The sequence below is a fragment of the Streptomyces sp. NPDC002884 genome, from assembly GCF_040295245.1.
GTDB lineage: Bacteria > Actinomycetota > Actinomycetes > Streptomycetales > Streptomycetaceae > Streptomyces.
On record NZ_JBEOVB010000005.1, the window covers coordinates 371059 to 395847 of the forward strand.

22 protein-coding genes and 1 pseudogene are annotated in these 24789 nt (G+C 71.6%); 13 read left to right on the forward strand and 10 right to left on the reverse strand.

Going from position 1 to position 24789, the window contains the following annotated elements:
* Nucleotides 1-196: 196 nt before the first annotated feature.
* From ABT070_RS13975 to ABT070_RS13995, 5 genes and pseudogenes are all read left to right on the forward strand, one after another.
* A pseudogene (locus ABT070_RS13975) lies at nucleotides 197-2413 on the forward strand (sensor histidine kinase); the annotation flags it as partial.
* A 1058-nt stretch (nucleotides 2414-3471) separates the two neighbouring features.
* Nucleotides 3472-3948 (forward strand): roadblock/LC7 domain-containing protein, encoded by a 477-nt coding sequence (locus ABT070_RS13980; protein WP_020125273.1) that lies wholly within the window; start codon nucleotides 3472-3474, stop codon nucleotides 3946-3948.
* 31 nt (nucleotides 3949-3979) lie between these two features.
* Nucleotides 3980-4423 (forward strand): DUF742 domain-containing protein, encoded by a 444-nt coding sequence (locus ABT070_RS13985; RefSeq protein WP_351759266.1) that lies wholly within the window; start codon nucleotides 3980-3982, stop codon nucleotides 4421-4423.
* Nucleotides 4410-5009 (forward strand): GTP-binding protein, encoded by a 600-nt coding sequence (locus ABT070_RS13990; RefSeq protein WP_351759268.1) that lies wholly within the window; start codon nucleotides 4410-4412, stop codon nucleotides 5007-5009. The genes ABT070_RS13985 and ABT070_RS13990 overlap by 14 nt, the downstream gene beginning before the upstream one ends.
* Nucleotides 5010-5152: 143 nt before the next feature.
* Complete coding sequence (locus ABT070_RS13995; protein WP_351759271.1) at nucleotides 5153-5611, forward strand: RidA family protein; 459 nt, start codon at nucleotides 5153-5155, stop codon at nucleotides 5609-5611.
* Here the strand turns inward: ABT070_RS13995 and ABT070_RS14000 are convergent.
* Genes ABT070_RS14000 through ABT070_RS14010 form a run of 3 tightly spaced genes read right to left on the reverse strand, consistent with a single transcriptional unit; the run spans nucleotide 5608 to nucleotide 8140 of the window.
* Nucleotides 5608-6276 (reverse strand): ABC transporter permease, encoded by a 669-nt coding sequence (locus ABT070_RS14000; RefSeq protein ID WP_351759273.1) that lies wholly within the window; start codon nucleotides 6274-6276, stop codon nucleotides 5608-5610. The genes ABT070_RS13995 and ABT070_RS14000 overlap by 4 nt on opposite strands.
* Entirely contained in the window at nucleotides 6273-6989 is a 717-nt protein-coding gene (locus ABT070_RS14005) for an ABC transporter permease (protein WP_351759276.1), read from the reverse strand. Before ABT070_RS14005 ends, ABT070_RS14000 begins: the two co-directional genes overlap by 4 nt.
* Entirely contained in the window at nucleotides 6986-8140 is a 1155-nt protein-coding gene (locus ABT070_RS14010) for an ABC transporter ATP-binding protein (RefSeq protein WP_351759279.1), read from the reverse strand. The genes ABT070_RS14005 and ABT070_RS14010 overlap by 4 nt, the downstream gene beginning before the upstream one ends.
* 658 nt (nucleotides 8141-8798) lie before the next feature.
* Between ABT070_RS14010 and ABT070_RS14015 the strand changes: the two genes are divergently transcribed.
* Nucleotides 8799-9701 (forward strand): glycosyltransferase, encoded by a 903-nt coding sequence (locus ABT070_RS14015; RefSeq protein WP_351759282.1) that lies wholly within the window; start codon nucleotides 8799-8801, stop codon nucleotides 9699-9701.
* Nucleotides 9698-11848, forward strand: a complete 2151-nt coding sequence (locus ABT070_RS14020; RefSeq protein WP_351759285.1) for an ArnT family glycosyltransferase — start codon at nucleotides 9698-9700, stop codon at nucleotides 11846-11848. Before ABT070_RS14015 ends, ABT070_RS14020 begins: the two co-directional genes overlap by 4 nt.
* A gap of 275 nt (nucleotides 11849-12123) precedes the next feature.
* Here the strand turns inward: ABT070_RS14020 and ABT070_RS14025 are convergent, their stop codons facing one another.
* The 3 genes from ABT070_RS14025 to ABT070_RS14035 are packed head-to-tail and all read right to left on the reverse strand — an operon-like array spanning nucleotide 12124 to nucleotide 14945.
* Nucleotides 12124-12837: an FAD:protein FMN transferase gene (locus ABT070_RS14025; protein WP_351759649.1), complete on the reverse strand. Its 714-nt coding sequence runs from the start codon at nucleotides 12835-12837 to the stop codon at nucleotides 12124-12126.
* Between the two features lie 22 nt (nucleotides 12838-12859).
* Complete coding sequence (locus ABT070_RS14030; protein ID WP_351759288.1) at nucleotides 12860-13576, reverse strand: FMN-binding protein; 717 nt, start codon at nucleotides 13574-13576, stop codon at nucleotides 12860-12862.
* 31 nt (nucleotides 13577-13607) lie between these two features.
* Nucleotides 13608-14945: a ferredoxin reductase family protein gene (locus tag ABT070_RS14035; protein ID WP_351759291.1), complete on the reverse strand. Its 1338-nt coding sequence runs from the start codon at nucleotides 14943-14945 to the stop codon at nucleotides 13608-13610.
* Between the two features lie 152 nt (nucleotides 14946-15097).
* On the opposite strand from ABT070_RS14035, the gene ABT070_RS14040 reads away from it, so the two are divergent.
* The 3 genes from ABT070_RS14040 (at nucleotide 15098) to ABT070_RS14050 (ending at nucleotide 18719) form a co-directional block, all read left to right on the forward strand.
* On the forward strand, nucleotides 15098-15790 hold the full coding sequence (locus tag ABT070_RS14040; RefSeq protein WP_351759294.1) for a response regulator transcription factor: 693 nt from the start codon (nucleotides 15098-15100) through the stop codon (nucleotides 15788-15790).
* Nucleotides 15787-17247, forward strand: coding sequence for a sensor histidine kinase (locus ABT070_RS14045; protein ID WP_351759296.1), 1461 nt, complete (start codon nucleotides 15787-15789; stop codon nucleotides 17245-17247). The genes ABT070_RS14040 and ABT070_RS14045 overlap by 4 nt, the downstream gene beginning before the upstream one ends.
* Before the next feature lie 458 nt (nucleotides 17248-17705).
* Nucleotides 17706-18719, forward strand: coding sequence for a lysylphosphatidylglycerol synthase transmembrane domain-containing protein (locus ABT070_RS14050; RefSeq protein ID WP_351759299.1), 1014 nt, complete (start codon nucleotides 17706-17708; stop codon nucleotides 18717-18719).
* A gap of 114 nt (nucleotides 18720-18833) precedes the next feature.
* Here ABT070_RS14050 and msrB read toward each other — a convergent pair whose 3' ends face one another.
* The 4 genes from msrB to ABT070_RS14070 all read right to left on the reverse strand — a co-directional run bounded on the left by msrB (nucleotide 18834) and on the right by ABT070_RS14070 (nucleotide 22361).
* Nucleotides 18834-19244: a peptide-methionine (R)-S-oxide reductase MsrB gene (msrB, locus tag ABT070_RS14055; protein WP_351759301.1), complete on the reverse strand. Its 411-nt coding sequence runs from the start codon at nucleotides 19242-19244 to the stop codon at nucleotides 18834-18836.
* A 14-nt stretch (nucleotides 19245-19258) separates the two neighbouring features.
* Complete coding sequence (gene murC / locus ABT070_RS14060; protein ID WP_351759304.1) at nucleotides 19259-20644, reverse strand: UDP-N-acetylmuramate--L-alanine ligase; 1386 nt, start codon at nucleotides 20642-20644, stop codon at nucleotides 19259-19261.
* Nucleotides 20645-20859: 215 nt separating this feature from the next.
* Nucleotides 20860-21333, reverse strand: a complete 474-nt coding sequence (locus ABT070_RS14065) for an indole-3-glycerol phosphate synthase (RefSeq protein WP_351759306.1) — start codon at nucleotides 21331-21333, stop codon at nucleotides 20860-20862.
* A gap of 179 nt (nucleotides 21334-21512) precedes the next feature.
* On the reverse strand, nucleotides 21513-22361 hold the full coding sequence (locus tag ABT070_RS14070; protein ID WP_351759309.1) for a pyrimidine reductase family protein: 849 nt from the start codon (nucleotides 22359-22361) through the stop codon (nucleotides 21513-21515).
* Between ABT070_RS14070 and zapE the strand changes: the two genes are divergently transcribed.
* From zapE to ABT070_RS14085, 3 genes are all read left to right on the forward strand, one after another.
* Nucleotides 22360-23505, forward strand: coding sequence for a cell division protein ZapE (gene zapE, locus ABT070_RS14075; RefSeq protein ID WP_351759312.1), 1146 nt, complete (start codon nucleotides 22360-22362; stop codon nucleotides 23503-23505). The genes ABT070_RS14070 and zapE overlap by 2 nt on opposite strands.
* 183 nt (nucleotides 23506-23688) lie before the next feature.
* Nucleotides 23689-24108: a hypothetical protein gene (locus tag ABT070_RS14080; RefSeq protein WP_351759315.1), complete on the forward strand. Its 420-nt coding sequence runs from the start codon at nucleotides 23689-23691 to the stop codon at nucleotides 24106-24108.
* A 91-nt stretch (nucleotides 24109-24199) separates the two neighbouring features.
* Nucleotides 24200-24781, forward strand: a complete 582-nt coding sequence (locus tag ABT070_RS14085; RefSeq protein WP_351759318.1) for a carbonic anhydrase — start codon at nucleotides 24200-24202, stop codon at nucleotides 24779-24781.
* Nucleotides 24782-24789: the final 8 nt, after the last annotated feature.

Below are 24789 nucleotides of genomic sequence, written 5' to 3' on the forward strand. Positions count from 1 at the left end.
CGTAGGGCGACGCGCTCGACCGTTCGAATAGGGGATAGTCTCGCCGGAGTTGACCTCCGCCACAGCAGTCGGCGTCGGTCACGGCGGTGTGCGGGGGCCGCTTCCGTATCATTCAATTCCGGACATGTGCGTGCAGAGAATCGGCATGCACGCAAACCCTGCTCGCACGCTGCAATACCCCTTTGAAGGAGGCCCGGTGTCCACGAAAGAGGTGGACGCGTCCGCCCGGTCGGCATCCTCGGCACCCGCGTCCGCGCGCCGCGGACTGCGGGGTTTCGCCGACCGGTGGCCCTTCCAGCGCAAGCTGAACGTACTCGTCGGTATCCCGCTGACGGTGATCGCGCTGCTGCTGACGTACCTCATCGTCGACCTGGTGCAGGAGTCCAACCGCGCCGAGGACGCCGCCCAACTGGTGCGTGACAGCGCCCAGGTCGCCCAGCTCGTCGCCGAGCTGCAGGACGAACACCAGCAGGCGATCCTGCTCTCCGTGCGGCACGAGGCGTCCTTCGACGGCGGCACGCCCTCCACCGACGGCTACCGGCAGGCGCAGGCCGCCGTGGACGCGCAGGTGCAGAAGGTGGTCGACGCCTTCGGCGGCCGGCTCCCGGACACCGAGGTGCAGGCCCTGAAGGAGGTCCAGGGCCTGGCGGGCCTGCGGGCCACCATCGAGCAGGGCTATCTGCCCGCCGACAACATCGACCCGGCGTACTCGGGGGCGGCCGACGGCCTCATCGACGGCCTCGGCCTGGACCGCAACGCCGACCTCGCGACGACCTTCACCGGCAACCTCCTCGACTCGCTGCTGCGCGCCGACGCCGCGCACGGCGCCTTCGAGACCGGCGTGTTCTCCGCCCGTACCGGCGACAGCAACGCGCTCATCGAGTTCACCGGCGCGGTCGGCTCCTACGAGCTGTTCACCTACCAGGCCGAGCGGTTCGAGCGGTTCGCCAACGAAACGCAGACCGAAGAGTTCGGCGGTATCGAGCACAACACCTCGCAGGCTTCGATCGGCCAGCACTACGCCGAACTGGCCGTGGACCCCAGCGCGTTGCAGGCCGAGTCCAAGGCCGAGATCCGTGCGGCGTTCCGGGCGGCCATCGCCTCGTACCCCGACTACAGCGCACAGGCCCGGACCCGGCTGAAGATCACCGCGTCGCTCATCGACCAGATCGCCGACCGGGCCGACGACACCGCTTCCAGCGCCCAGTGGCGCGCGGGCCTGCTGCTGAACCTGGCGCTGCTCTGCTTCGCCCTGTGGATCGCCTTCTCCATCCTGGTGCGCCGCTCCGTGGTCCGCCCGGTGCTGGCACTGACGGGAGCCGCCCAGGAGGTGGCCGACGTCGCGGGCCGCGAGCTCGCCCGCGTCGCCGACGACGACGCCGAGGAGTCCGGCCCTCCGCGGCTGCGTGAGCTGCCGGTCACCGCGGACGACGAGATCGGTGAACTCGCCGAGGCCTTCAACAACGTGCAGACCACCGCGGCCGCACTGCTGGAACGCCAGGTGCTCAGCCGCCGCAACGTCGCCGAGATGTTCGGCAACGTCGGCCGCCGCGTCAGCAACCTGACGACCCGTCAGCTTGCGTTGATCGACGCGGTGGAGCGCGGCGAGACCGACCCGGCGCTGCTCGAACGCCTCTACTCCATCGACCACATCGCGGTCCGCCTGCGCCGCAACGCCGACAGCCTGATGCTGCTGGCCGGCATCCGCGAGACCGTCCTGGACTCCGGGCCGACCGAGCTCACCAACGTCGTACGCGCCGCGCTGGGCCAGATCGAGGGCTTCCAGCGGGTTCAGCTGCGTGCCGCGAGCGAGGCCCTGGTGGAGCCCGACATCATCGGCGACCTGACGCTGATGATCGCCGAACTCCTGGAGAACGCCGTGTCGTTCTCCCCCGAGGGCAGCCCCGTCGAGGTGGTGGTCGGTTCCGACGACGACGCCGCCTCGATCACCGTCGCCGACCACGGTCTGGGCATGAGCGCCGAGCGCCTCGCCGAGGAGAACTCGCGCCTCGTGCGCCGTGAACGCCTCGACGTCGTCCCGACGAAGGTGCTCGGCCTGTTCGTGGTCGGTGCGCTGGCCCGCCGCTGGGACGTCGACGTCACCCTGTCCCGCACCCCGGGCGGTGGCGTGACGGCCGAGGTGATGATCCCCTCGACGCTGCTCCTTACGACGAGCGAGCTGGGCCCGGTGGGCAGGCCCGCCTCCACCGGCACACCCGCGTCCCGGGCCGCGACGGCGCTCGCCGCGCCGTCGGCCCCCGCGGCCGGCCCGTCGCCTTCGTCCTCGGTCCCGTCCGCCGTCCCCTCCTGGGCCACGAACGAGGACGATCCGACCGCACTCCCGCGCCGGGTCCCCCGCCGCGATCCGTCCCCGGCCGAACGAGAGGCCGAGGTCCCGCTCACCGCGCCGGCCGGCGCCGACGACCCGACGCGCGACACCGCCTCCACGGTGACGGGCGCCGCCGCCGAGACCGCTGAAATCGATGAAAGCGATGAAAGCGATGAAAGCGATATCTCGCCCCGTACGGCGGAAACCGGTTCCTCCAGCCTTACTGCCGGTACCGGTTCCTCTTCCTCCGGCCATGCGGCGGTAACCGCTTCCTCCGACCGTTCCGTCGAAACCGGTGTCTCCGCCCGCACGGCGCGGACCGAGGCTCCGGCCCCGGCGGAGGCCGAGCCGGGAAGTGCCGCCCCCACGGCGGGTTCCGCGGCCCGCGCCTACCCGGCCGGCGTCGGGATCCCGGCGCCCCGCACGGCCGAAGCGACGCTCCACGCCCACGCCGAGGACGAATCCGGGGACCACGCCCGTACGGCGCGGAGCACGACCCCCGCCGGCACGGCGCAGTCGTCGCACGGCCACGCGGCCGAGTCCCGGCCCGCCGCCCGTACGACGGAGCCCGCGCCGCACACCCACCCGTCCGGCCCCGGGAGCGGCCCCGGCGACTTCGTCCACAGGACGGAGCGGGTCGCCGAGGACCGTGGCGCCGAACCGCCCGCGCTCGACCGCTCCGCCGGGACCGCCGGCCCCCTCGCCACGCCCGACCGGGCCGGGGTCGACCCCTTCGCCGTGGGTCCCGACGGCTCCCGTCCGCTGCGACGGCGGGTGCGCGGGGCGACGCTGCGGACGACCGCCGACGCCGCCGCCCAGCAGGCCGCACGGCAGGCCCCGCGCCCCGCCGACGCGGACGCCGTACGTGATTCGCTGGACGAGTTCGAGGCGGCCGTGGCCCGCGCGCACCGGGACACCGGCGAACACCCTCGCCCCGCCGAGACCCGCCCCACCCCCGCAACCGAAGACCCGATCGACCGCCGGCACGACCGCCGGCACGACCACCGTCCCGGCGTTTCGCCCGACCGGACCGAATGGACAGAGCCGTCCGACGCGTCCGACCGGAACGAACCGATCACCGACCCGATCACCGCCCGGGACACCACGCACCACCAGAACCACCTTCCGGAAGGAGCCGAGCAGTGAGCACGTCGACAGGTGAGACTCCCGCCGGAGACGCCAAGCCGACCGACCTGCGGGCCGCCGCAGCCGACTTCACCTGGCTGCTCAACCGCTTCGCCACCGAGACCGCGGGGGTCGTGGACGCCATCGCGGTGTCCTCCGACGGACTGCTGATCGCGGTGTCGGAGCTGCGCGAGCACGCGGACTCCGAACGGCTGGCCGCGATCGTCTCGGGCATCACCAGCCTGGCCGCGGGCGCCTCCGGCAACTACGGCCTGGGCGGCCTGAACAAGGTCATCATCGACCTGGAGGGCGGCCACGTCCTGGTCTCCGCGATCGGCAGCGGCGCCGTGCTCGGCGTCGTCACCGACAAGGAGGCCAAGCTGGGCAACATCGCCTACGAGATGACGGTGTTCGCCAATCGCGCCGGCACGGCGCTCAGCCCGCAGCTCGTCCTGGAACTGAAGAACAGCGTCGGCGCCACGCGTACGCGCTGAGCGCGTGCCACCGTAGAGAGAGCGAACACCGATGGCGGACGGCCGCACACCGCGCGAGGCCGGCGAGGACGGCGTCGCCCCCGTCGGCCCCGCACCCGCCGTCCGGCCCTTCCTGGTCACCGCCGGCCGGGTGGCGGGCGGCGCGGGCGAGGCGTCGTCGGGCCGGACGATGCCCGTGGAGACTCAGCTGGTGGCCACCACCGGCGGGCTCGACGCGCTCGACCGGCTCTCCTTCGAACAGCACGACATCGTCGCCTCCTGCCGCGTCCCGCAGTCCATCGCGGAGATCGCGGCCAGGCTGCGGCTGCACCTGAACGTGGTGCGGGTCCTCGCCGAGGACCTCCGGACGGCGGGGCAGTTGTCGGTGCACGTGCCCGACTCCGGCGTCACCCACGACGCATCCGTTCTGCGCAGGGTTATCGATGGCCTACGGGCCATCCCCGACTCCCGGGGGGTACTCCGTGACACCGACTGAACCGCTGGTCCGCACCTCGGCCGGCCAGGCCGCCGTACGGCCGCCGCTGCCGGTGAAACTGGTGATCGCGGGCGGCTTCGGCGTGGGCAAGACCACCGCCGTCGGCTCGATCTCCGAGATCGAGCCGCTGACCACCGAGGCGGCCATCACCGAGGTCGCGGCGGGTGTGGACGACCTCAGCCACACCCCGCGCAAGACCACCACCACGGTCGCGATGGACTTCGGCTGCATCACCATCGACCCGACGCTCAAGCTGTATCTGTTCGGCACGCCCGGGCAGGAGCGGTTCGGGTTCATGTGGGACGACATCGTGGAGGGCGCGGTCGGCGGGCTCGTCATCGTGGACACCCGCCGTCTCGACGACTGTTACGCGGCGGTCGACTACTTCGAGCACAAGCAGATCCCGTTCGCCGTTGCCGTAAACGCTTTCGACGGCCAGATCGCGCACACGCTGGACGAGGTCCGCTGGGCCCTCGACGTGTCCGAAGGCATCCCGCTGCTCGTGTTCGACGCCCGCGAGCGCGGTTCGGTACGCGACGCCCTGCTGGTCGTACTGGAACAGGCGCTGGCGCGTTCGGGCGGCTGACGGCGCACCGGACTGCCGGAACCACTGAAACAGTCAGAAACGATCAGAAACGGCCGGACAGTCGGAAACGGCAAGGCCGTGACAGCCGGACCGGAACCGCGGTGCGGGGGAATGACTTTCCCCCGCACCGCAGTTGCTCCGTCATGAGCCACCGCGAGAGCCACCTCACCGACCTCGGCCACGACGGCCGTACGATCACCAACCCGCCGGCCCTGCACGACCCCACGCCCTTCGGGTACAGCCATGCCGTGTCGGCGCCCGGCGAACCGGTCTTCCTCGCGGGTCAGTACGCCTCGGACGCGTCGGGCGCCCCGGTGCCCGGCGACTTCGCCACTCAGGTGGGGCTGGCCTTCGACCGTCTCGAGGCGGCGCTCGCCGGAGTGGGCCTCGGGCTGCGGCACGTCGTGCGGTTGGGCACGTTCATCGTCGACCACGACCCCGGCAGGCTCGAGATCCTGGGCAAGGCCCTGCATTCCCGTTTCGGCGAACGGCTGCCCGCGCAGACCCTGAGCGGGGTCGCCTCGCTCGCCCTGCCGGGCATGCTCTTCGAAGTGGACGCGATCGCCGTACGGCCCTTGCCCGGGGGCCAGGACCGGCCCTAGTTGCTCCGGCGCACCCCCGGTGAGACCGTCACCTTCGCCGCCGCCCAGAACACCGCGAGCGTCGCGAGTGCCATGCCGGCGACGAGGGTGGCGCCGCCCACCACCTTCTCGTAGTCGTGCTGGTAGAGACCGTCGACGATGTAGCGGCCGAGGCCGCCGAGGCTGACGTACGCGGCGATGGTGGCCGTGGAGACGATCTGGATGGCCGCCGAACGCAGACCGCCGAAGATCAGCGGGAGCGCGACGGGCAGTTCGACGCGCAGCAGGACGCCGGTCTCGCCCATGCCCATGCCCCGCGCGGCGTCCACGGGGGACGGATCGACGGAGCGCACCGCCTCGTAGGTGGTGACCAGGATCGGCGGTACGGCGAGGACGACCAGCGGGATCATCACCGGCAGCATGCCGAACCCGAGGACGATGGTCGTCACCACCAGCAGGCCGAAGGTGGGCAGCGCCCGGCCGGCGGTGGCAACCAGGGAAAGGACGTTTCCGCCGCGTCCGTAGTGACCGGTCACCAGACCGATCGGCAGCCCGATGACGGCGGCGATGGCAAGTGCTTCCAGGGAGTACTGGACGTGTTCCCACAAGCGGGTGGGAATTCCGTCGTAACCGTGCCAGTGCGCGCTGTCGCTGAAGAAGGCGCTGACGAAATTGATGACGTTCACCGGGCTGCGTCCTCCAGGGCGGGCACGGCCGGATCGGGCCGGGCCCCGGCGGGCTTGGTCTTTCCACCGCGCGCGCCGCTCGGCATCCACGGGGTGAGCAGGATGCGCGCGACGACCAGCAACGCGTCCGCGAGCACCGCCAGAGCGGCGCTGGTGATCACGGAGTTCCAGGCGAGTTCCGGCCGGTTGTAGATCTGCGCGTCGTGCAGCAGGTTGCCGAGCGCGCCCTGGTTGCCGATCAGCATGCCGACGCTGACGAGGCTGATGCTGGACACGGTGGCGACCCGAAGGCCGGCGATGATGGCGGGCACCGCGATCGGCAACTGGACCTGGACGTAACGGCGTACGGGCCCGAAGCCCATGGCGGTCGCCGCGGCGAGGGTCTCCTGCGGGACCGAGCGGACGCCGTCGACGATGGCCGGCACGAGCACGACCAGGCTGTAGACGGTGAGCGGGATCATCACCGTCAGCTCGGTCTGCCCCGTGTAGTCGATGAGGACGACGAAGAAGGCCAGGGACGGGATGGCGTAGAGCACGGTCGTCACCCACAGCACGGGCGGGTACAGCCAGCGCAGCCGCACGCACAACTGGGCCAGCGGGAGCGCGAGCAGCAGCCCGCCCAGCACCGGCAGCAGGGCCTCGCGCAGATGCAGCCCGATGAGGCCGAACCAGTCGTGCTGCAGGTCGCTGGGGATGTCGAAGAAGCGGTTCACCGGATGACCTTCCGGGCCGTCTCCTCGAGGGGCGGCCGCTCCTCACGGCCTGCCGCGTGGGCGCCGCGGATGGCCTCGCCGATGGCCGCCTGGGAGACGACTCCGGCGGCCCGGCCCTCGGCGTCCACGGCGACCGCCCAGCCGGTGGGCGACAGGACCGCGCAGTCCAGGGCGGCGCGCAGCGAGTCCTGCCCGGCGACGAACGGCCGTCCGTACGGCAGCAGTCGGCCGGCGTCGATCCGTCCGGCGGTCAGCGCGCCGGGCTCGCTCCAGCCGAGCGGGCGGCCGTCCAGGCCGGTGACGAGAAGAAAGGGGGCGTCGCTCGCGGCGCGTGCGGCGATCTGCTCGGCCGTGGAGTCGATCGCGACGATCGGGGTGGTGAGCAGTTCCAGGCCGGCGGAGGAGAAGAACGACAGGCGCCGGATTCCCCGGTCGGCGCCGAGGAAGTCCTCGACGAACGCGTCGGCGGGGTCGGACAGCAGCTCGGCCGGCGGCGCGAACTGGGCGAGCCGGCCGCCGGTGCGCAGCACCGCGACCATCGTGCCGAGCTTGACGGCCTCGTCGATGTCATGCGTGACGAAGACGATGGTCTTGCCCAACTCGGCCTGGATCCGCAGCAGTTCGTCCTGCAGACCCTTGCGGACGACGGGGTCGACGGCGGAGAACGGCTCGTCCATCAGCAGCACCGGCGGATCGGCGGCGAGCGCGCGGGCCACGCCGACGCGCTGCTGCTGGCCGCCGGAGAGCTGGTAGGGGTACCGCTTGGCGAACGAGGCGTCGAGCCCCACCCGTTCCATCAGCTCCCGCGCCCGCGCGCGGGCCTTGTCCTTGCTCCAGCCGAGCATCCGGGGCACGGTGGCGATGTTGTCGACGATCGTCCGGTGCTGGAAGAGTCCGGCGTTCTGGATGACGTAACCCATGGACCGGCGCAGGGTGTTGACCGGCTGCTGACGGCTGTCGACGCCGTCGATGAGAATCGTGCCCTCGCTGGGCTCGACCATCCGGTTGATCATCCGCAGAGTGGTCGTCTTGCCGCAGCCCGAGGGGCCGACGAGGACGGTGATCGAACGGTCCGGTATGTCGAGGGAGAGCCGGTCGACCGCCACCGTGCCGTCCGGGTATCGCTTGGTGACTGAATCTATCCGTATCAAAGCGCCGAATACCCTTCGGGTCTGGCCATTTCTGCCCGCTCTCGATACGAGTTCGGGCCGTTGCGGGGAGAGTCTAGACCGCTTACCAGATCAGCAGTCCGGCGGCGGCCCCCTGCGCGTACCGCGCGCTCGCCTCGATGCCGTCCAGGCGGCCGAAGATGTGGTGACGGGGTCTCTCGACCGTCCGGCCGGGCGGCCAGATCCCGGCGGCGGGTCGTTACGAGCAAGCGCGTACTGAAGCGATTTCCGCCGGGAAGGCAGGATCTCGTCCAGAGCGACGACGTCACCATCGCGCACGCTCACCAGGCCCGGCGGGCACCGGGCGCCGACCGGCGGACGGCCCGCGATCCCCGGGCCGTTGTGCGCCACGACTCCGGTCCTGCCGGGTCCATGCCGTCGGGCCGGCCGTCCCGTTCCCTGGTCGGGACGCCCGTTCCCCGGCCAGGCCGTCGCGTTCCCCGGCCGGGACGTCGAGGTCGCCGGTCGTCCCCGATCGGGAAGACCTCGCTCGTCGGGCTCATGCCCCTGCGCGGATCACGTCATCCGCCCCTGGGTGAAAGGGGTTTCCCCTGTGCGCGACCTGTGGGTCCGCTGATTCTCACTCTTCCCTCAGGACCGGCTCAGGGATCCCCCAGACATGGCCCCGATCGTCATGGCCATGAACGAAACGAACGCGGGAGGCGTCCGGCAGCGGTCGGTCGAGATCGTGGTGCCGGTGTACAACGAGGCGCACGTCCTCGCCGACAGCATCGGCCGTCTCCACGCATACCTCGAAGAGTCCTTCCCGTTCCCGTTCCGCGTCACGATCGCGGACAGCTCCGGGACGGACGCCACCTGGTCCGCGGCGAGCGACCTGACGCTCCGTCTCCCGCACGTGCATGCCCTGCGCCTGGAGGAGAAGGGCCGGGGCAGCGCCCTGAAACACGTGTGGAACCGCTCCGGCGCAGATGTCCTCGCCTCCATGGACGTGAACCTGTCGACGGGCCTGGCGGCGTTCCTCCCCCTGGTCGCCCCGCTGCTGTCCGGCCATAGCGACCTCGCCGTCGGCAGCCGGCCGCACCACCGGGCGTCCGCGATCCGGGGCTCCGGGCGGGAGTTCGTCTCCCGCTCCGTCGGCCTCCGGCTCAGGGCCGTTCCCGGCGCCCTCCCCCACTCTCGGCTTCCTTCGAGCGGGGGGACCCCCGGCTCCGACGCGCGGTGGGACTTCGCGGCCGTCCGCGCCGACGTCTTCCGTGCGCTCGCCCCGCACATCGAGGACACCGCCCGGTTCCTCGACGCCGAACTGCTGGTCCTGGCCCGGCGCAACGGACTCCGCGTCCACGAGGTGCCCGTCGACCGGACCGACGCCCCCGACAGCAGGGTCGACATCGCCCGCACGGCCGTCGACGGCCTCAAGGGCACGCGCCGGATGCCCCGCTCCACCCGTTCCACCCGCACCGGCCGCACCCGCGTCCCCGCCGTACCCCGCCGCACGAGCACCTCGCAGGTGCCGGCGGCGCGCACGACCACCTCCGCCGTCCTGCCCACCGGGGCGAACACCCACCTGGAGTACGCGTCATGACGACTCTCGCCCCGCCGCCCGCGCCCGTCCGGCAGGACGGCACCCGTCACCGGGCGGCCCCGCCCGGTGACGGCGGACTCGCCTCCCGCGCCAGGCGTCTGTTCACCGGCGCACCGGAGGACCCGCGATGGGCCCGCCCGGCCCTCTGGGCGATCCTCGTCCTGGCCACGGCCCTCTACGCCTGGAACCTCTCCTCGATCACCGGCAACACCTTCTACGACGCGGCCGTCTACAGCGGCACCAAGAGCTGGAAGGCGTTCTTCTTCGGCGCGCTGGACGCCGGCAGCTTCATCACCGTCGACAAACCGCCGTTCGCCCTGTGGGTGATGGGCCTGTCCGCCCGCGCCTTCGGATACGGCACCTGGCAGTTGATGCTGCCGATGGTCGCCGTGGGAACCGGTTCCGTCGCGCTTCTGTACCGGCTCGTCAAGCGGGACTTCGGCGCGGTGGCGGCGACGATCTCCGCGCTGGCGCTGACGCTCACCCCGATCACGGTCGCCATCACCCGGGACACCAACCCCGACCCGATCCTCGTCTTCCTGATGCTGCTGGGCGCGGCCGCGCTGCTGAAGTCCGTGCGTACCGGCCGGCTGATGCCCCTGGTGTGGTCGGGCGTCGCCATCGGTTTCGCGTTCAACACGAAGATGATGCAGGCGTACGTGGTCCTGCCCGCGTTCTTCCTGGTGTATCTGTGGGCCGCGAACGCCTCATTGGGCAAGCGCCTACGCAACCTTGCCGTCGGCACCGTCGCACTGATCGTCTCCAGTGCCTGGTGGATGGTGGTCGTCGATCTGATCCCGGCCTCGTCCCGCCCGTACATCGGCGGCTCGACGGACAACACGGTCTGGGACCTCGTCATCGGCTACAACGGTTTCGGCCGTATCTTCGGTGCGAGTTCCTCGGTGGGCTCGCAGGGCAACGGCGCCAGCTTCGGCGGCGAGGCGGGCCTGTACCGGATGTTCAACGACACCATGGGCGGCCAGATCTCCTGGCTGATCCCCTTCGCGGCGATCGCGCTGGTGGCGGGTCTCGTCCTGCGCGGCCGGGCGCCCCGTACGGACGCCAGGCGTGCCGCGCTGATGCTGTGGGGCGGCTGGTTCGTCCTGCACTACCTGACCTTCGCGCTCGCCGAGGGAACCTTCCACCCGTACTACGTCACCGCCATGGCGCCCGGCATCGCGGCCCTGGCCGGCGCGGGCGGCGTCATGCTCCACAACGCTTTCCGCAACGGCTCCGCGGCGAAGTGGGGGTGGGTGCTGCCGGCGGCGGTGGCGGCGAGCTCGGTGTGGGCGGTCGTCCTGCTCCAGCGGGTCTCCGGCTCCGGAACGCTGTACACGGTCGCCGAGGTCGTGGCCGGTGCGGCGGGGGCCGCGTCGGTGATCGGGCTGCTGGTCGGCCGGTTCACGAAGCGACAGCGGCTGACGGTCGTCGCGGCGCTGGCTGCGGTCGTGGCGCTGCTCGCCGGTCCGGCCGCCTACTCGGCCTCGGCCGCGACCTCCAGCACCAACGGCACCAACCCGACGGCCGGGCCGAGCACCGGCGGTATGGGGGGCATGGGCGGTGGCGGCGGCCAGCGGCCCAGCGGGGCCGGCGGCGGGCCGGGAACCAACTCCGGTGATGCGCCGAGCGGTTCGGGCGGCGGCCAGGAAACGGGCCAACCCCCGTCGAACAGCGCCGACTCCACGGACGACGGCGGCTCGACGGAGTCGGGTACGGCGGAGTCGGGTACGGCGGAGTCGGGTACGGCGGAGTCGGGTACGGCGGAGTCCGGCAGCGCCGACGGTCGCACCGGCGGGGGCATGGGCGGCGGTACCCAGGTGTCGTCCGCGATGATCACGTATCTGAAGAAGAACCAGGACGGTGCCGACTGGCTGGTCGCGGTGGCCACCGACCAGACGGCCTCCTCGATCATTCTGGAGTCCGGTGAGCCGGTCATCTCGATGGGCGGCTGGTCCGGCAGCGACAACGCGATGACGCTGGCCAAGCTGAAGAGTCTCGTGAAGGCGGGCAAGCTGCACTACATCGTCGTCAGCGACGGCGGCCAGGGCTCCTCGAACTCCGAGATCTCCACCTGGGTCAAGGCGAACGGAACAGCCGTGTCCGACTACAGCGGTCTCTACCGCCTGGACGCGTCGGACGTCGGCTGAGAACAACGGAAACACGGAACAACGGAAACGCAGAAACGCGAGAGGCGGGCCGCCGGTTCCACCGGCGGCCCGCCTTCCGCATGCCCTGAAACGTTGTGAAACCGCTTCAGAGCGAGCTGTCGTCGAAGCTGAGCTGCAACCGGAGCGACCCGGTCAGCGACAGCGGCGTGGACGACGCGTCTGCGGCCGGCGTCCCCGCCCCGACGTCCAGGCGAGAACGGTCGCACCCCAGCCGAGCAGCCACAGCGCCGCTCCCAGCGCCGCCGCCTCGACGCTCACGCGGCCGCCGCCTCCGCCGTCGGGAAGCCGCCGGTGCGCAGCACGCGTCCGCCGGGCAGTACGGCGTACACCTCGCAGCCGTCCCGCGCGGCCGCCCACTCGACACCGTCCACGCCCATGGCGAAGGCAGCCGTGGCGACGGTGTCCGCCTCGGTCAGGGTCGGGGCCACGACGGTGAGGCTGTCGAGGCCGGTCGCCGGACGGCCCGTGCGGCCGTCGAGGATGTGGTCGCCGCGCTCGTAGCGGGCGGAGGTCGCTACGGCCCCGTCGGTGAGGTCCAGGACGGTGCACAGCCGGTCGGCGATCTCGGGATGCCGTACGCCGACCCGCCAGGGTCCGCCGGAGACGACCACGTCGCCCCCCGCGTTGAGGCAGAACCTGCTGAGCCCGGCCCCGGTCAGCAGCTCCGCCGCCCGCTGCACGGACCAGCCCTTGACCACCGCACAGGGGTCCAGGGCGCGGCCGGGCAGCCGGACGTCGAAGGCGCCGCCGGTGGCCACCCGGTACCGCTCGCAGAGGTCGAGCACCTCCACGAGGTCGGTGCTCAGCTCGTCGGCCGACAGCTCGCCCCGGCCGTACCGGGAGACCTCGCTGTCGGCCTTGAACGGGCTGAACCGTGCGTCGACCTCGCGCAGCCACGCGAACACGGCGTCCCCCGTCTCGTCGGGAACGACGGTGTCGTCGACCCGCAGCGAGACCGGGAACCCCATGACGTGTTTGACGCGGTGCACGTCAGGCGCCCTTCGCGTCGATCGCTGCCTGGAGCGACTCCTTGTAACCGTCACTCGTGATGGTCGCGCCGGAAACCGTATCGATGTCCGCACTCTGTGCGGTAAGCGTTTCCGCAATCAGCTTCGGCACCGCCGCGGTCGTCTGCGGGTGATTCGGCTGCTTCAGCATCTCCACAGCCGTGATCTTGTCGCCCTCGAAGGTGACCTGGACCTGGACGTCGCCCTTCTCCGTGGCCACGGTCGAACCCGCCACCGTCTGCGACGCCGAGGCGGCTTCCGAAGCCGAGGCCGAGGGGGACGCGGAGGCGGCGGCCGCCTCGGCGTCGATCGCGGCCTGGAGCGACTCCTTGTAACCGTCACTCGTGATGGTCGCGCCGGAAACCGTATCGATGTCCGCACTCTGCGCGGTAAGCGTTTCCGCAATCAGCTTCGGCACCGCCGCGGTCGTCTGCGGATGGTTCGGCTGCTTCACCATCTCCACAGCCGTGATCTTGTCGCCCTCGAAGGTGATCCGGACCTGGACGTCGCCCTTCTCCGTGGCCACGGTCGAACCGGTGAAGGTGGTCGATCCCGAGGAGCCCGAGGAGGACGTGGAAGAGGACACTGACGGCGTCGAGGCGGCCTCGGTGGCGGAGGTCGTACCGGTCGACGGCACGTAGCGCCAGACCGGGATCAGACCCGCCACGGACAGGACCAGGACAGGTATTACTCGCTTCACGATGCTTTCCTCGTATCTCTCACAACCCGCCTCAACCCGCCAGGCTGAAGCGCTCGAAGTGGATCTGCGGCTTGGGCACGTCGAGCTCGCGCAGGGTGCCGAGGACCGCGTTCATCATCGGCGGCGGCCCGCACAAGAAGACGTCCCGCTCCGCGATGTCCGGTACGAGCGCGGCGAGTTCACGCGGCGCCAGCCGGTCCGGCACCGGGGGTCCGGTGACCAGGTGCAGCTCGGCGCCCTTGGTCAGGGCGAGTTCGCGCAGCTCGTCGTAGAGCACGGCGTCCCGCTCCCCCGCCACCCGGTAGATGACCACCGCGTGCCCGTGGATCTCCTCGAGGAGCGCCCTGATCGGGGTGACGCCGACGCCGCCGGCGATGAGCAGTGCCTCGGGCCGGGTGCGGTGCATGGCGGTGAAGGCTCCGTAGGGGCCCTCGGCGAAGACGCGGGTGCCGGGCTCGATGTGGCGCAGTCCGGCGGAGCCGTCGCCGGCCGCCTTCGCGGTGAGGCGCAGCCGGGTGCCGTCGGGCGCGGCCGAGAGGGAGAAGGGGTTCGCCTGCCACCAGCGGTCCTTGGTCAGGAACCGCCACAGGAAGAACTGGCCGGCCCGGGCGGGCAGCCGGTCCAGGTCACGGCCGGTGATGTAAACGCTTACGACGTTGTCGGCCTCGGGGACGACGGCCTCGACGCGCAGCTGGTGACGCCAGTTCCGCCACAGCGGCAGCACCAGCCGGCCCAGGAACACCGAGCCGAGGGCGACGCCCCACACGGCGTACCAGTACGCCGTGGCGGCGGACGACGCGGTGAAGGTCGTACCGACCGCGACCTGGTGCGTGAAGGCCAGCACCACGGCGACGTACGTGTACAGGTGGATGAAGTGCCAGGTCTCGTAGGCGAGGCGCCGTCGGGCCCAGCGGCCGGAGGCGCCGCCGACGACCAGGATCAGCACCAGCGCGACGGCGGCGCGCAGCACGCCCTCGACGGTCTCGGCGAGGTCGACGAGCTGGCTCACCGGGTTCATCGACGAGGAGTCGGCGTAGCCGAAGGTGATGAACACCACATGGCCGACCAGCGTCCACAACAGGCTGAAACCGGTCCAGCGATGCCAGTTGGTCAGCCGGTCCATGCCGATGCGGCAGTCGAGCCAGGGCAGCCGGGCCACCAGCAGCAGTTGGAACGCCATCAGCAGGGCGCTGTACAGGCCGGCGAAGCGGCCGATCACGACGAGCGCGTTGGAGGCGAAGCCCGCCTGGACGGCGAAGAGGGTCACGACGGCCGCGTTCGCGGCGAGCACGGCGTACAGGCCGGTGCGGGCCACTACTTTGGGACGTATCGCCGTGGGGGGTACGGGAGGCGATTGGACGGTCGTCACGGACGGAAACTCCTAGATCGGGTCCTCAGAACACAGAGCTTGTCCGTGCTTCGCTGTCGTTTTCCTGTCGTGCAACTTTCAAGATCTTATCGATTCGCGCGCACGTGAGACGCGGGTCTGGCGCTGCGGGGCGTGTGGCGCACTATGGGCGGGTGGAAAAAGTACGACTCCTCGTCGTGGACGACGACCCGCCGATCGCCGATCTCGTGGCGACGGTCGCCCGCTACGAGGGCTGGGACGCGGTCACCGCCAACTCGGGTGCGGAGGCGCTGCGCCGTGCCGCCGACTTCCATCCCGACATCGTGGTGCTCGACCTGATGCTGCCCGACATCGACGGCTTCGGCGTCCTGGACCGGCTGCGGCACACGGGGACGATGGTGCCGGTGGTGTTCCTGACGGCGCGCGACGGGGTCGCCGACCGGGTCGCGGGGCTGACCCGGGGCGGGGACGACTATCTGGTGAAACCGTTTGCCGTGGAGGAGCTGATGGCCCGGCTGCGGACCGTGCTGCGGCGCAGCGCCGGTCCCGGCGTCCAGCGCTCCGTGCTGCGGGTCGCCGATCTCACCATGGACGAGGACACCCGGGAGGTCCGGCGCGGCGGAAAACTGCTGACGCTGACACCCACCGAGTACGAGGTGCTGCGCTATCTGATGCGGAAGTCGCCGACCGTGCTCACCAAGGCGCAGATCCTCGACCATGTGTGGGAATACGGTTTCGGCGGCCGTTCCAACGTCGTCGAACTGGTCGTCAGCCGACTGCGCCGCAAGCTCGACACCACGGGCGACGACCCGCTGATCCAGACGGTACGCGGTTTCGGGTACGTGATCCGGCAGGCGGCCGAGTGATAGGCCGCTTCCGGTACGCGTACCGCAGACTGCGGCTCGGCACCCGGCTGGCGCTCGGCCTGGGCGCGCTGTCGCTCGTCGTGTTCGCGGTGGTCGGCGCCACGCTGACCATGTACATGCGCGACTACCTGAATCATCAGCTGCGCGACCAGATCAAGCTGGTCCAGGTCGTGCAGTCCAAGGACGCCAAGGCGCACGGCATCGTGGAACGCAAGCCGTACTACGGCTGGTACACGGCCGTGTACGACGTCTCGGCGGGCTCGGCCGTGCTGCGCAAGCCCGCCGACGTGCCCTCGGACACCACGGCGCTCACCGCCCTCGCCCGCCGGATGGAGGACGTCGACGCCGAGGTCACCCGCACGGTACGGATCGACGGCGAGGGCACCTATCTGCTGCGCGCCTGCGAGGTCTCACCCGGGGTCGTGCTGGTCAGCGCCGCGCCGACGGAGGACATCGACGGCACGGTACGCCAGCTGATCACCATGCAGGTGGTCGCTTTCGGCCTCGCCCTGCTGGCACTCGTGGTGTTCGGCCGGCGGATGCTGAAACACGGTCTGAAACCGTTGAGCGACATGGCGCACACCGCGCACGGCATCGCCTCGCACGACCTGACCGAGTCGGCGTCCCGGCTGCACCTGCGCGCGGACGCCCCCGGCGGCGGTCCGGAGGTCGAGGAGCTGCGCACCGCCTTCAACACGATGTTGCAGCACATCGACGACTCCCTCGCCGTGCGGGCGGAGGCCGAACAACGCCTGCGCCGCTTCGTCGCCGACGCCTCGCACGAACTGCGCACGCCTCTGATGTCGGTACGCGGTTACGCGGACCTCTTCCAGTACGCGGCCGCCAACGCGCCCGAGGAACGGGACAAGCACCTGGCCCGGCTGCGGGCCGAGGCCGCCCGGATGGGCTTCCTCCTCGACGATCTCCTGCTGCTCGCCCGCCTGGACGCGGCCGAGGTGGAGACACCCCTGCGGATGGAGAACGCCGACCTTGTGGAGCTGGTCGAGCAGGCCGCCGACGCGTTCCGCGCGAGCCACCCCGGCCATCCGCTGACGGTGTCCGCCGGCCCGGCCGCCGTATCACTGCGGATGGACCCGCACCGCATCCGCCAGGTCCTGGACAACCTCCTCACCAACGCGGCCGTGCACACCCCGCCCGGTACCGCGGTCCGCGTCGAGGTCGCCGTCTCGCCGGACACGGCACGCGTCCACGTCACCGACAAGGGTCCCGGGATCCCGCCGGGCGACCGCGACCGCGTCTTCGACCGGTTCTACCGCGTCGACAAGGCCCGCAGCCGGGACCGCGGCGGCAGCGGCCTCGGCCTGTCGGTCGCCCGGTCCCTGGTGCGGGCACACGGGGGCGCGCTGGAACTCGGCGACGCGGAGGGAGCCATGATGTTCACGATGACGCTGCCGAGGGGACCGGCCACGACCGCGCGGGCCGCCGTGGACCGGTAACACGGTGTCGTAGTAACGCCGTGTCGTAGTGACGCGGTGTCGTAGTAAACGCCGTGTCGTAGTAACGCCGCTTCGTAGTAACGCGGTGTCGTAGTAACTCAGCAGCGCGCGGCTCTTTCGGCGCGGTGGGAACGACTTTCCGTTGCCCCCCGAGGGGGCGACCGGATCGCGCGGGAGGGGCCGACCGTACTGCGGGCCGGTGAACCTCGGGACGTGCGCGGGATGAACCCCGGGGGGTACGGGCAGAAATCACACAGCCTCACCGCGCTTCCCCCGCCTCACGGCACCAGCCGCACGGCACCCCGTCTCACCGCACTGCGGTCGCCCTTCGGCCCGCACTCCGTCGGCTCACGGACACCGCACCGTCACACCGGAGGGGAACGACATCCCCGTCCCCTCCCCAGGCCCGATCCGTCGCGCCGCCGCGCGCGGCACGACGCGGAAGGACGACGTGCGCCGTGTCCCTGCTGCCTCTCGACGATCCCGCGTCCCCACCCCCGCCTCAGCCCCCGCTCGCGCAGGACCGCCGCCGCCCGCTGGCCGCCACCGCCACCCGCCGGGCCGTCGTCCTGTCCCCGATCCTGCTGCTCGCGGTGTGGGCGGCGGTCGACTGGCACGCCGTGCGCGACGGCACCGCCCTGCTGGCCACGGCCGACCCCTGGTGGCTGCTGGTCGGGCTCCTCCTCACCTACCTGGGCTCGGTCGCCGCGGCCTGCGTCCGTCAGGGGGCGATTCCGGACCGGCTGCCGCCGGGTCTGCTGGTGGCCTCCCAGATCGCCGCGGGCGCCGCGAACCACATACTGCCCGCGAGCATCGGCGCCCACGCGGTCACGGTCCGCTTCCTGCAGCGCCAGGGCGTCGCCCTGCCCCGCGCCACCGCCTCGGTCGCGCTGTACTCCCTGGTCAGAGCCGTGGCGAAGACACCCGTTGTGCTGGTTTTCCTGCTTGCCGCGCCCAGCGCCATACCTCCGGCCAGGCTCCTCCCGGAGGGGCGGACGCTGCTGCTGGCCGCCGCGGGTCTCCTGCTGGCCCCCGCGGCGACCGGGGCGCTGCTCGTCCTCGTACGGCCGCTGCGGCGCCCCGCCCTGGACTTCGTCCGCACGGCCCTCACCGACGCCCGGCATCTGCACACCCGCCCCGCCCGCTTCCTCCCCCTGTGGGGCGGGGCGGTCGCGGCGCCGCTGATCCAGGCGAGCGTGGTGGCCTCGGTGGGAACGGCGCTGGGCCTGCCCCTCTCCTGGCCGCAACTGCTGTTCGCGTTCCTGGCGGCGAGCACCGCGGCCGGCGCCGTCCCCGCACCGGGCGGCATCGGCCCGGTCGACGCGGCCCTGGTCCTCACCCTGGCCGGCTACGGCACCCCGCTGCCCCTCGCCACGGCGACGGTCATCGGGTACCGGGTCCTGACGGTGTGGCTGCCCCTGCTGCCCGGGATGCTGGTGCTCTCGGCGCTCGTACAGCGCAAGCAGCTGTGAGCTGCCGGCCCCGCCCCCGTCGGCCGGCGCCGCCTACCGCGCCCCGCCCTGCCGTCAGCCCGCCCTGCCTGCCGTGCCCTATCGACGGCCGTGCCCTCGCCGTCGGCCGTGCCGTCAGCTCTCGCCGTCGGCCGTCATGCGCAGCGAGATGCTGTTGATGCAGTACCGCTGGTCGGTCGGGGTCCCGTATCCCTCGCCCGCGAACACGTGGCCGAGGTGCGAACCGCACCGGGCGCACCGCACCTCGGTGCGCAGCATCCCGTGCGAGCGGTCCTCGATCAGCTCCACGGCGTCGGTGTCCTTCGGGTCGAAGAAGGACGGCCAGCCGCAGTGGGAGTCGAACTTGGTCTCGGAGGTGAACAGTTCGGCACCGCAGGCGCGACAGGAGTAGACCCCCTCGGCCTTGGTGTCGGTGTACTCACCGGTGAACGCGGGCTCGGTGGCGGCCTGCCGCAGGACGGCGTACTCGGCCGGGGTCAGCTCCGTCCGCCACTGCTCGTCCGGCTTTTCGACGTCGTACGACATGAGCCTCAGCCCCTTTACTGGGAAAGACGGTCCAGAATGCGCGGGCCCAGGTCCGTCACGTCACCCGCGCCCATGGTGAGAACGAGATCACCCGCCTTCGCCATTCCCGCCACGACCTCCGGTGCCCGTTCCTTGTCATGCACCGCGGTCACGTCCGCGCCGGCCGCCCGGGCCGCGTCGATGATCAGCTCGCTGGTCACGCCCGGGATCGGGTCCTCGCGGGCGGGGTAGATGTCGAGGACGACGGAGGCGTCCGCGAGGGCCAGGGACCGGCCCATCTCCTGGCCGAGTTCCTGGGTCCTGGAGAACAGGTGCGGCTGGAAGAGGACGAGGATGCGGGCGTCGCCGACCGCCGCGCGCATCGCCTCGAGGTCGGCCGTCATCTCCGTCGGGTGGTGGGCGTAGGAGTCGATGACCTGGACGCCCGCCGCCTCGCCCTTGAGCTGGAGGCGGCGCTTGACGCCCGTGTACGCGGCCAGGGCGGGGGCCAGGTCCGCGGCCGGGACGCCCAGGGCGACGCCCGCGGCCAGCGCGGCGACGGCGTTGTGCGCGTAGTGGCGGCCGGGCACGGACACCGTGAAGGTGAACTGCTGCCCGTCGAGCAGCACGGTCACCTCGCTCTTCAGCCCCTGGGGGACGACGGACAGCACGCGCACGTCGGCGTCCTCGGCCTCCCCGTACGTCACCACCCGCACGCCCCCGACCCGGCGGGTCAGTTCCCGCGCGCCCTCGTGGTCGGCGGTGATCACCAGGGTGCCGCCGGGCACGATCTTCCGGGCGAAGGTCTCGAAGGACGCGTAGATCTCGTCCATGGAGGCGTAGTTCGCGTGGTGGTCCAGTTCGACGTTGAGGACGATGGCGACCTCGGGCGCGTATTTGTGGAAGCTGCGGTCCGACTCGTCCGCCTCGGCGACGAAGATCTCGCCCTCGCCGTGCAGCGCGTTGGAGCCGGGCGCGTCCAGGTCGCCGCCGATCGCGTACGAGGGGTCGAGTCCCAGCTCGGACAGCGACACCGCCAGCATGGACGTGGTGGTCGTCTTGCCGTGGGTGCCGGCGACGGCGATCGGACGCGTCCCGTCCATCAGCCGGGCGAGCGCGTCCGAGCGGTGGACCACCGGAATCCCCAGCTCGGCCGCGCGGGCCAGCTCGGGGTTGTCGGCGCGGATGGCCGACGACACGACGACGCAGCTGGCGTCGTCGGCCAGGTGGTCGGCGGCATGGCCGATGTGCACGGTCGCCCCGAGCGCCCGCAGCGCCGCCGCGGTCCCGGACTCCTTGGCGTCGCTGCCGGCCACCTTCGCGCCGCGCTGCGCCAGGATCTTCGCGATCCCCGACATCCCCGCCCCACCGATGCCGATGAAGTGCGGTCGGTCCATGGCGGTAGGAAGGCCGGGTGCCATGCGTGTTCTCCCAGGGTGCGCTACGACGGTTCGGTGCGCCCCCACCCTATTGCGCGGGGCGCACCGCACCCACCCAGGGGCGCGGGGCCGTATCGACGACCGATGTTCGACCGCTCCGCGCGCGGGCGCCGCCGCCCACCGCGCAGCCGCACCCGTAGCCGCAGCCGCAGCCGCAGCCGCAGCCGCAGCCGCAGCGACCCGTCACCGGGGTCCGCTCACACCTTGCTGTGCGAGAAGAGTTTCAGCACCGGCACGCCCACCTTGTGCCGCGCCCGGGAGGCCCAGTCGCGGTGGAAGAACTCCTCGACGTAGTGGGGGTCGGTCAGCACGATCACCTCGTCCGCCCCCGCCTCCGCCACCAGGGACTTCAGCGCGTCCAGCGGATGGTCCTCGACGAGGCGTCCCACCGCGTCGTGGCCCGCCGCGTGCAGGGCCTGCAAGGACACCTCCAGGGCCCGTACGCCGAACCCCTTGGCCTCGTCCCCCTCGGGCGTCTCGCCCTCCCGCGCGGCCTCGTCCAGTTCGCCGAGAGCCACGTCGTCGATGGCCCGCAGCAAGCGGTCCGCCTGGTCGCCGCGCGGCTGGAGCAGCACCTGGAAGGTGACCGGCTCGTCCCCGTGCAAGGTGCTGACGAACTCCACGTCGGCGGACGTCAGGGCCTTCTCGATCATCAAAACGCTTGTGAACACCAGCGCCCCATTCTCCTTCGAGGACCCCCGTGGCCCTCTCTCCTCCGTGGGCCGTTCGCGGCCCTGCGGAAACCATCCTTCCCCGTATGCGCACGGGGACTGCGATTCAGTGTGCCCGCCGGACGCTAAACGGAACGATTTATTCCGCCCTTTCGGGACCGACGGCGGCGATCGAACTCCTATCCGGCATCGCGCCGCTGATACCTGCCGAACAGGAAACCTTCCTCCTCCAGGAGGGACACCAGTGCGAATCGGCGCGGAACGGCGACCGAGGGCCCGCCCGCGATCCGCTGCGCGTCGCCGACGGCGAGCATCGGGGAGACGGTCAGACAGAGCTCGTCGAGCACCCCTGCGGCCACGAACTGGCCCAGCAGCCGGGGCCCGCCCTCCGTCAGCAGCCGGGTGTGCCCGAGCTCGGCGAGGGCCCGGACGGCCCGGTCCGGCTCCACACCCGCGCCGTCGCCGGCGATCACCACGCGCGCGCCCGCCTTCTCCGCGGCCGCGACCCTGTCGGGGGCCGCCGCGGCGCCCGTCAGGATCAGGGTGGGGACCAGCGGCGAGGTGAAGAGCGGAAGCGAGAAGTCCAGGTCGAGGCTCGCGGTGACCACCGCGACGGCCGGCGCGGGACCCTGCCCGGCCGCCTCGCGCCGCCCGGCGAACCCGGCACGCGCGCGTGCGGGACGGTACCCCTCCAGACGTACCGTTTCCGCACCCACGACCACCACGTCCGCGAGCCCGCGCAGCGTGCCGAAGATCCGCATGTCGGTGGCGGTGGAGATGGGCTGGGAGCGCCCGTCGTGCTGGGCGGCGCCGTCGAGCGTGGACACCATGTTGGCCCGCAGCCAGGGCACGGGCTCACCGGATCCGGACCGGGGGTACGCGTAGGCGTCGGCGAGCTCGTCGAGGCTCCACTCGTGGTCCTCCGCCGCGCCACCCCCCTCGCCAACGCCCTCGCCGGGGGCCCCGAGCGGCCTGCCGCCGGAGTCGGTCGTCACTGTCTGGTCGGTCACAGGGAACAGCCGTCGCATGTCAGGCAGTCTGGCACGCCCCGTAGCATGGGGAACCGTGTCGTCCTCCTCCTCCGCCGCCGGCCTCAGCCCGATAGCCGACGCGGCCCCGGTGTCCCTCTGCACCCGCCAGCCGCACGTCCCCGCGGACCGGCTGGTCGCCGAGATGGTGCCGCCGCCCCGTTTCGACTCGGTCCGTTTCAGCACCTACATCCCGGATCCGAACCAGCCCGGCCAGACCGCGGCGGTCGGCGTCCTGGAGGGGTTCGCGACCGGACTCGGCGGAGCGCACGCCACGGGCGGCGCCAAGCGGGGGTTCCTCGGCTTCGGCAGGCCCAGGGCGCCCAAGGTCCCCGCCGGGCCCCGCGGCGTCTACCTGGACGGCGGCTACGGCGTCGGCAAGACCCACCTGCTGGCGTCCCTGTGGCACGCCACCCCGGCGGAGCCCTCCCTCAAGGCCTTCGGCACCTTCGTCGAGCTGACCAACCTGGTCGGCGCCCTCGGCTTCCAGCAGACGGTACAGACCCTCTCCGGGCACCGGCTGCTGTGCATCGACGAGTTCGAGCTGGACGACCCGGGCGACACCGTCCTCGTCTCGACGCTGCTCGGCAAGCTGGTCGAGGCGGGCGTCGCGCTCGCCGCCACCTCCAACACCCTCCCGGGCAAGCTCGGCGAGGGCCGGTTCGCGTCCGCCGACTTCCTGCGCGAGATCCAGGGCCTGTCCGCGCACTTCCGCGCGCTGCGCATCGACGGCGAGGACTACCGCCACCGCGGTCTGCCCGAGGCTCCGGCGCCCTGCTCCGACGAGCAGGTGACGAAGGCGGCGTACGCCACCGAGGGCGCGTCGCTCGACGACTTCCCGCATCTGCTGGAGCACCTCGCCAAGGTCCACCCGAGCCGTTACGGCGCGCTGACGGATGGCCTGAAGGCGGTCTGCCTCACGGACGTGGGGGCGGTGCCCGACCAGTCCACGGCGCTTCGGCTGGTGGTTCTGGCCGACCGGCTCTACGACCGCGAGGTCCCGGTCCTGGCCTCCGGGCTCCCCTTCGACCGGCTGTTCAGCGAGGAGATGCTGAACGGCGGCTACCGCAAGAAGTACTTCCGCGCGATCTCCCGGCTCACCGCGCTGGCCCGCGACGCCAAGCGGCTCGTCGAGCCCCAATAAACGATCTTGACCGTCAGGTCAAGAGGTGGATCACGCCAAGAACACCTCCCTTTTGAGGCGCACTTCATCTCGCAACGTCCAGTTAACCCTGCAAACAACTTTGCAGGGTTAACGTGTTTCTTGACCAGCGATTGACCAACCGTTGGTCTGGACTGGAAACGCGAACCTGCCGAAGGGGGGCGCATGTTCCGAGGTACGACGTCCCGGACCGTCATCTCGATCCTCGCCGCCGTCCTGCTCGCCCTCCCGTTCTTCGCACCCACGTCATCCTTCGCACACGCGCACACGGTGCGTCAGGCCGAGGCCAAGACTCAGGCCGGAATCAAACTCGCCGGCAAAGCGATGCGCGACGAGATCGCCACGTTCCGCGACTGCGACCGCTCCGGCGGTCCCGCCGACCCCGACCCCCTGCGCACCCGCGACCGCCACCGCACCACCGCCTCCGCCCCGGCCGCCTCGACACCCCAGGAGCCCGAGCGCGCGCTGCTGGCGCAGGATCCCGCGGCCGCGCACCAGCCGCCCCGGCCCGGCGACCCCTATCACCGCTCGTCGAGATCCTCGGCGGCCCACTCCCCGGCAGCCCTGCAGGTCTTCCGCTGCTGAGCGAGCAGAGCAGAACAGCAGTTCCACCACCTGTCCTGTGTCCTGCACATCCGACGCGCCCCCACGGCGCGCCAGGAGGAGTCACCACTTCATGCAGCCCCTCATCGACAACGCCCGCACGTTCGGACAGCGCCCTGAGGAGTTCGCCGAACTCGCGGACGGCCAGTCCCCCCAGGTCCTGTTCATCACCTGCTCCGACTCGCGGGTCGTTCCCGCCCTGATCACGGGCGCACGTCCCGGCGAGCTCTTCGAACTGCGCACCGCGGGCAACATCGTGCCCCCCTACGTCTCCGACCGCCCCACCGGCGAGGCGGCCACCATCGAGTACGCCGTGGAGGTGCTCGGCGTCCAGGACGTCGTCGTCTGCGGCCACTCCCACTGCGGTGCCGTCGGCGCCCTGGTGCGCGGCGACGACCTCGACGGCGTCCCCGCCGTACGCGACTGGCTCGCGCACGCCGCGGACGAACCGGGGACCGCCGACCCCGACGACCCGACGGTCATGCGGGCGGTGCAGAACCACGTGCTCGCCCAGTTGCTGCGGCTGCGCTCCTACCCCTGCGTGGAGAAGCGGCTGGCCGACGGCAGGCTGCGGGTGCGCGGCTGGTACTACGAGGTGCACACCGGCGCCGTACGCGAACACCGCGTGGACACCGACGGCTTCGAAGCCCTGTGAGCGCCGCG

Bases quoted from the DNA above. Each gene is read 5' to 3' on its own strand.
- murC (WP_351759304.1), bottom strand. From the start codon at position 20,644: ATGGCACCCGGCCTTCCTACCGCCATGGACCGACCGCACTTCATCGGC.
- ABT070_RS14080 (WP_351759315.1), top strand. From the start codon at position 23,689: ATGTTCCGAGGTACGACGTCCCGGACCGTCATCTCGATCCTCGCCGCC.
- zapE (WP_351759312.1), top strand. From the start codon at position 22,360: ATGTCAGGCAGTCTGGCACGCCCCGTAGCATGGGGAACCGTGTCGTCC.
- ABT070_RS14070 (WP_351759309.1), bottom strand. From the start codon at position 22,361: ATGCGACGGCTGTTCCCTGTGACCGACCAGACAGTGACGACCGACTCC.
- ABT070_RS14085 (WP_351759318.1), top strand. From the start codon at position 24,200: ATGCAGCCCCTCATCGACAACGCCCGCACGTTCGGACAGCGCCCTGAG.
- ABT070_RS14020 (WP_351759285.1), top strand. From the start codon at position 9,698: ATGACGACTCTCGCCCCGCCGCCCGCGCCCGTCCGGCAGGACGGCACC.
- ABT070_RS14025 (WP_351759649.1), bottom strand. From the start codon at position 12,837: ATGGGGTTCCCGGTCTCGCTGCGGGTCGACGACACCGTCGTTCCCGAC.
- ABT070_RS13985 (WP_351759266.1), top strand. From the start codon at position 3,980: ATGGCGGACGGCCGCACACCGCGCGAGGCCGGCGAGGACGGCGTCGCC.
- ABT070_RS14015 (WP_351759282.1), top strand. From the start codon at position 8,799: ATGAACGAAACGAACGCGGGAGGCGTCCGGCAGCGGTCGGTCGAGATC.
- msrB (WP_351759301.1), bottom strand. From the start codon at position 19,244: ATGTCGTACGACGTCGAAAAGCCGGACGAGCAGTGGCGGACGGAGCTG.
- ABT070_RS13995 (WP_351759271.1), top strand. From the start codon at position 5,153: ATGAGCCACCGCGAGAGCCACCTCACCGACCTCGGCCACGACGGCCGT.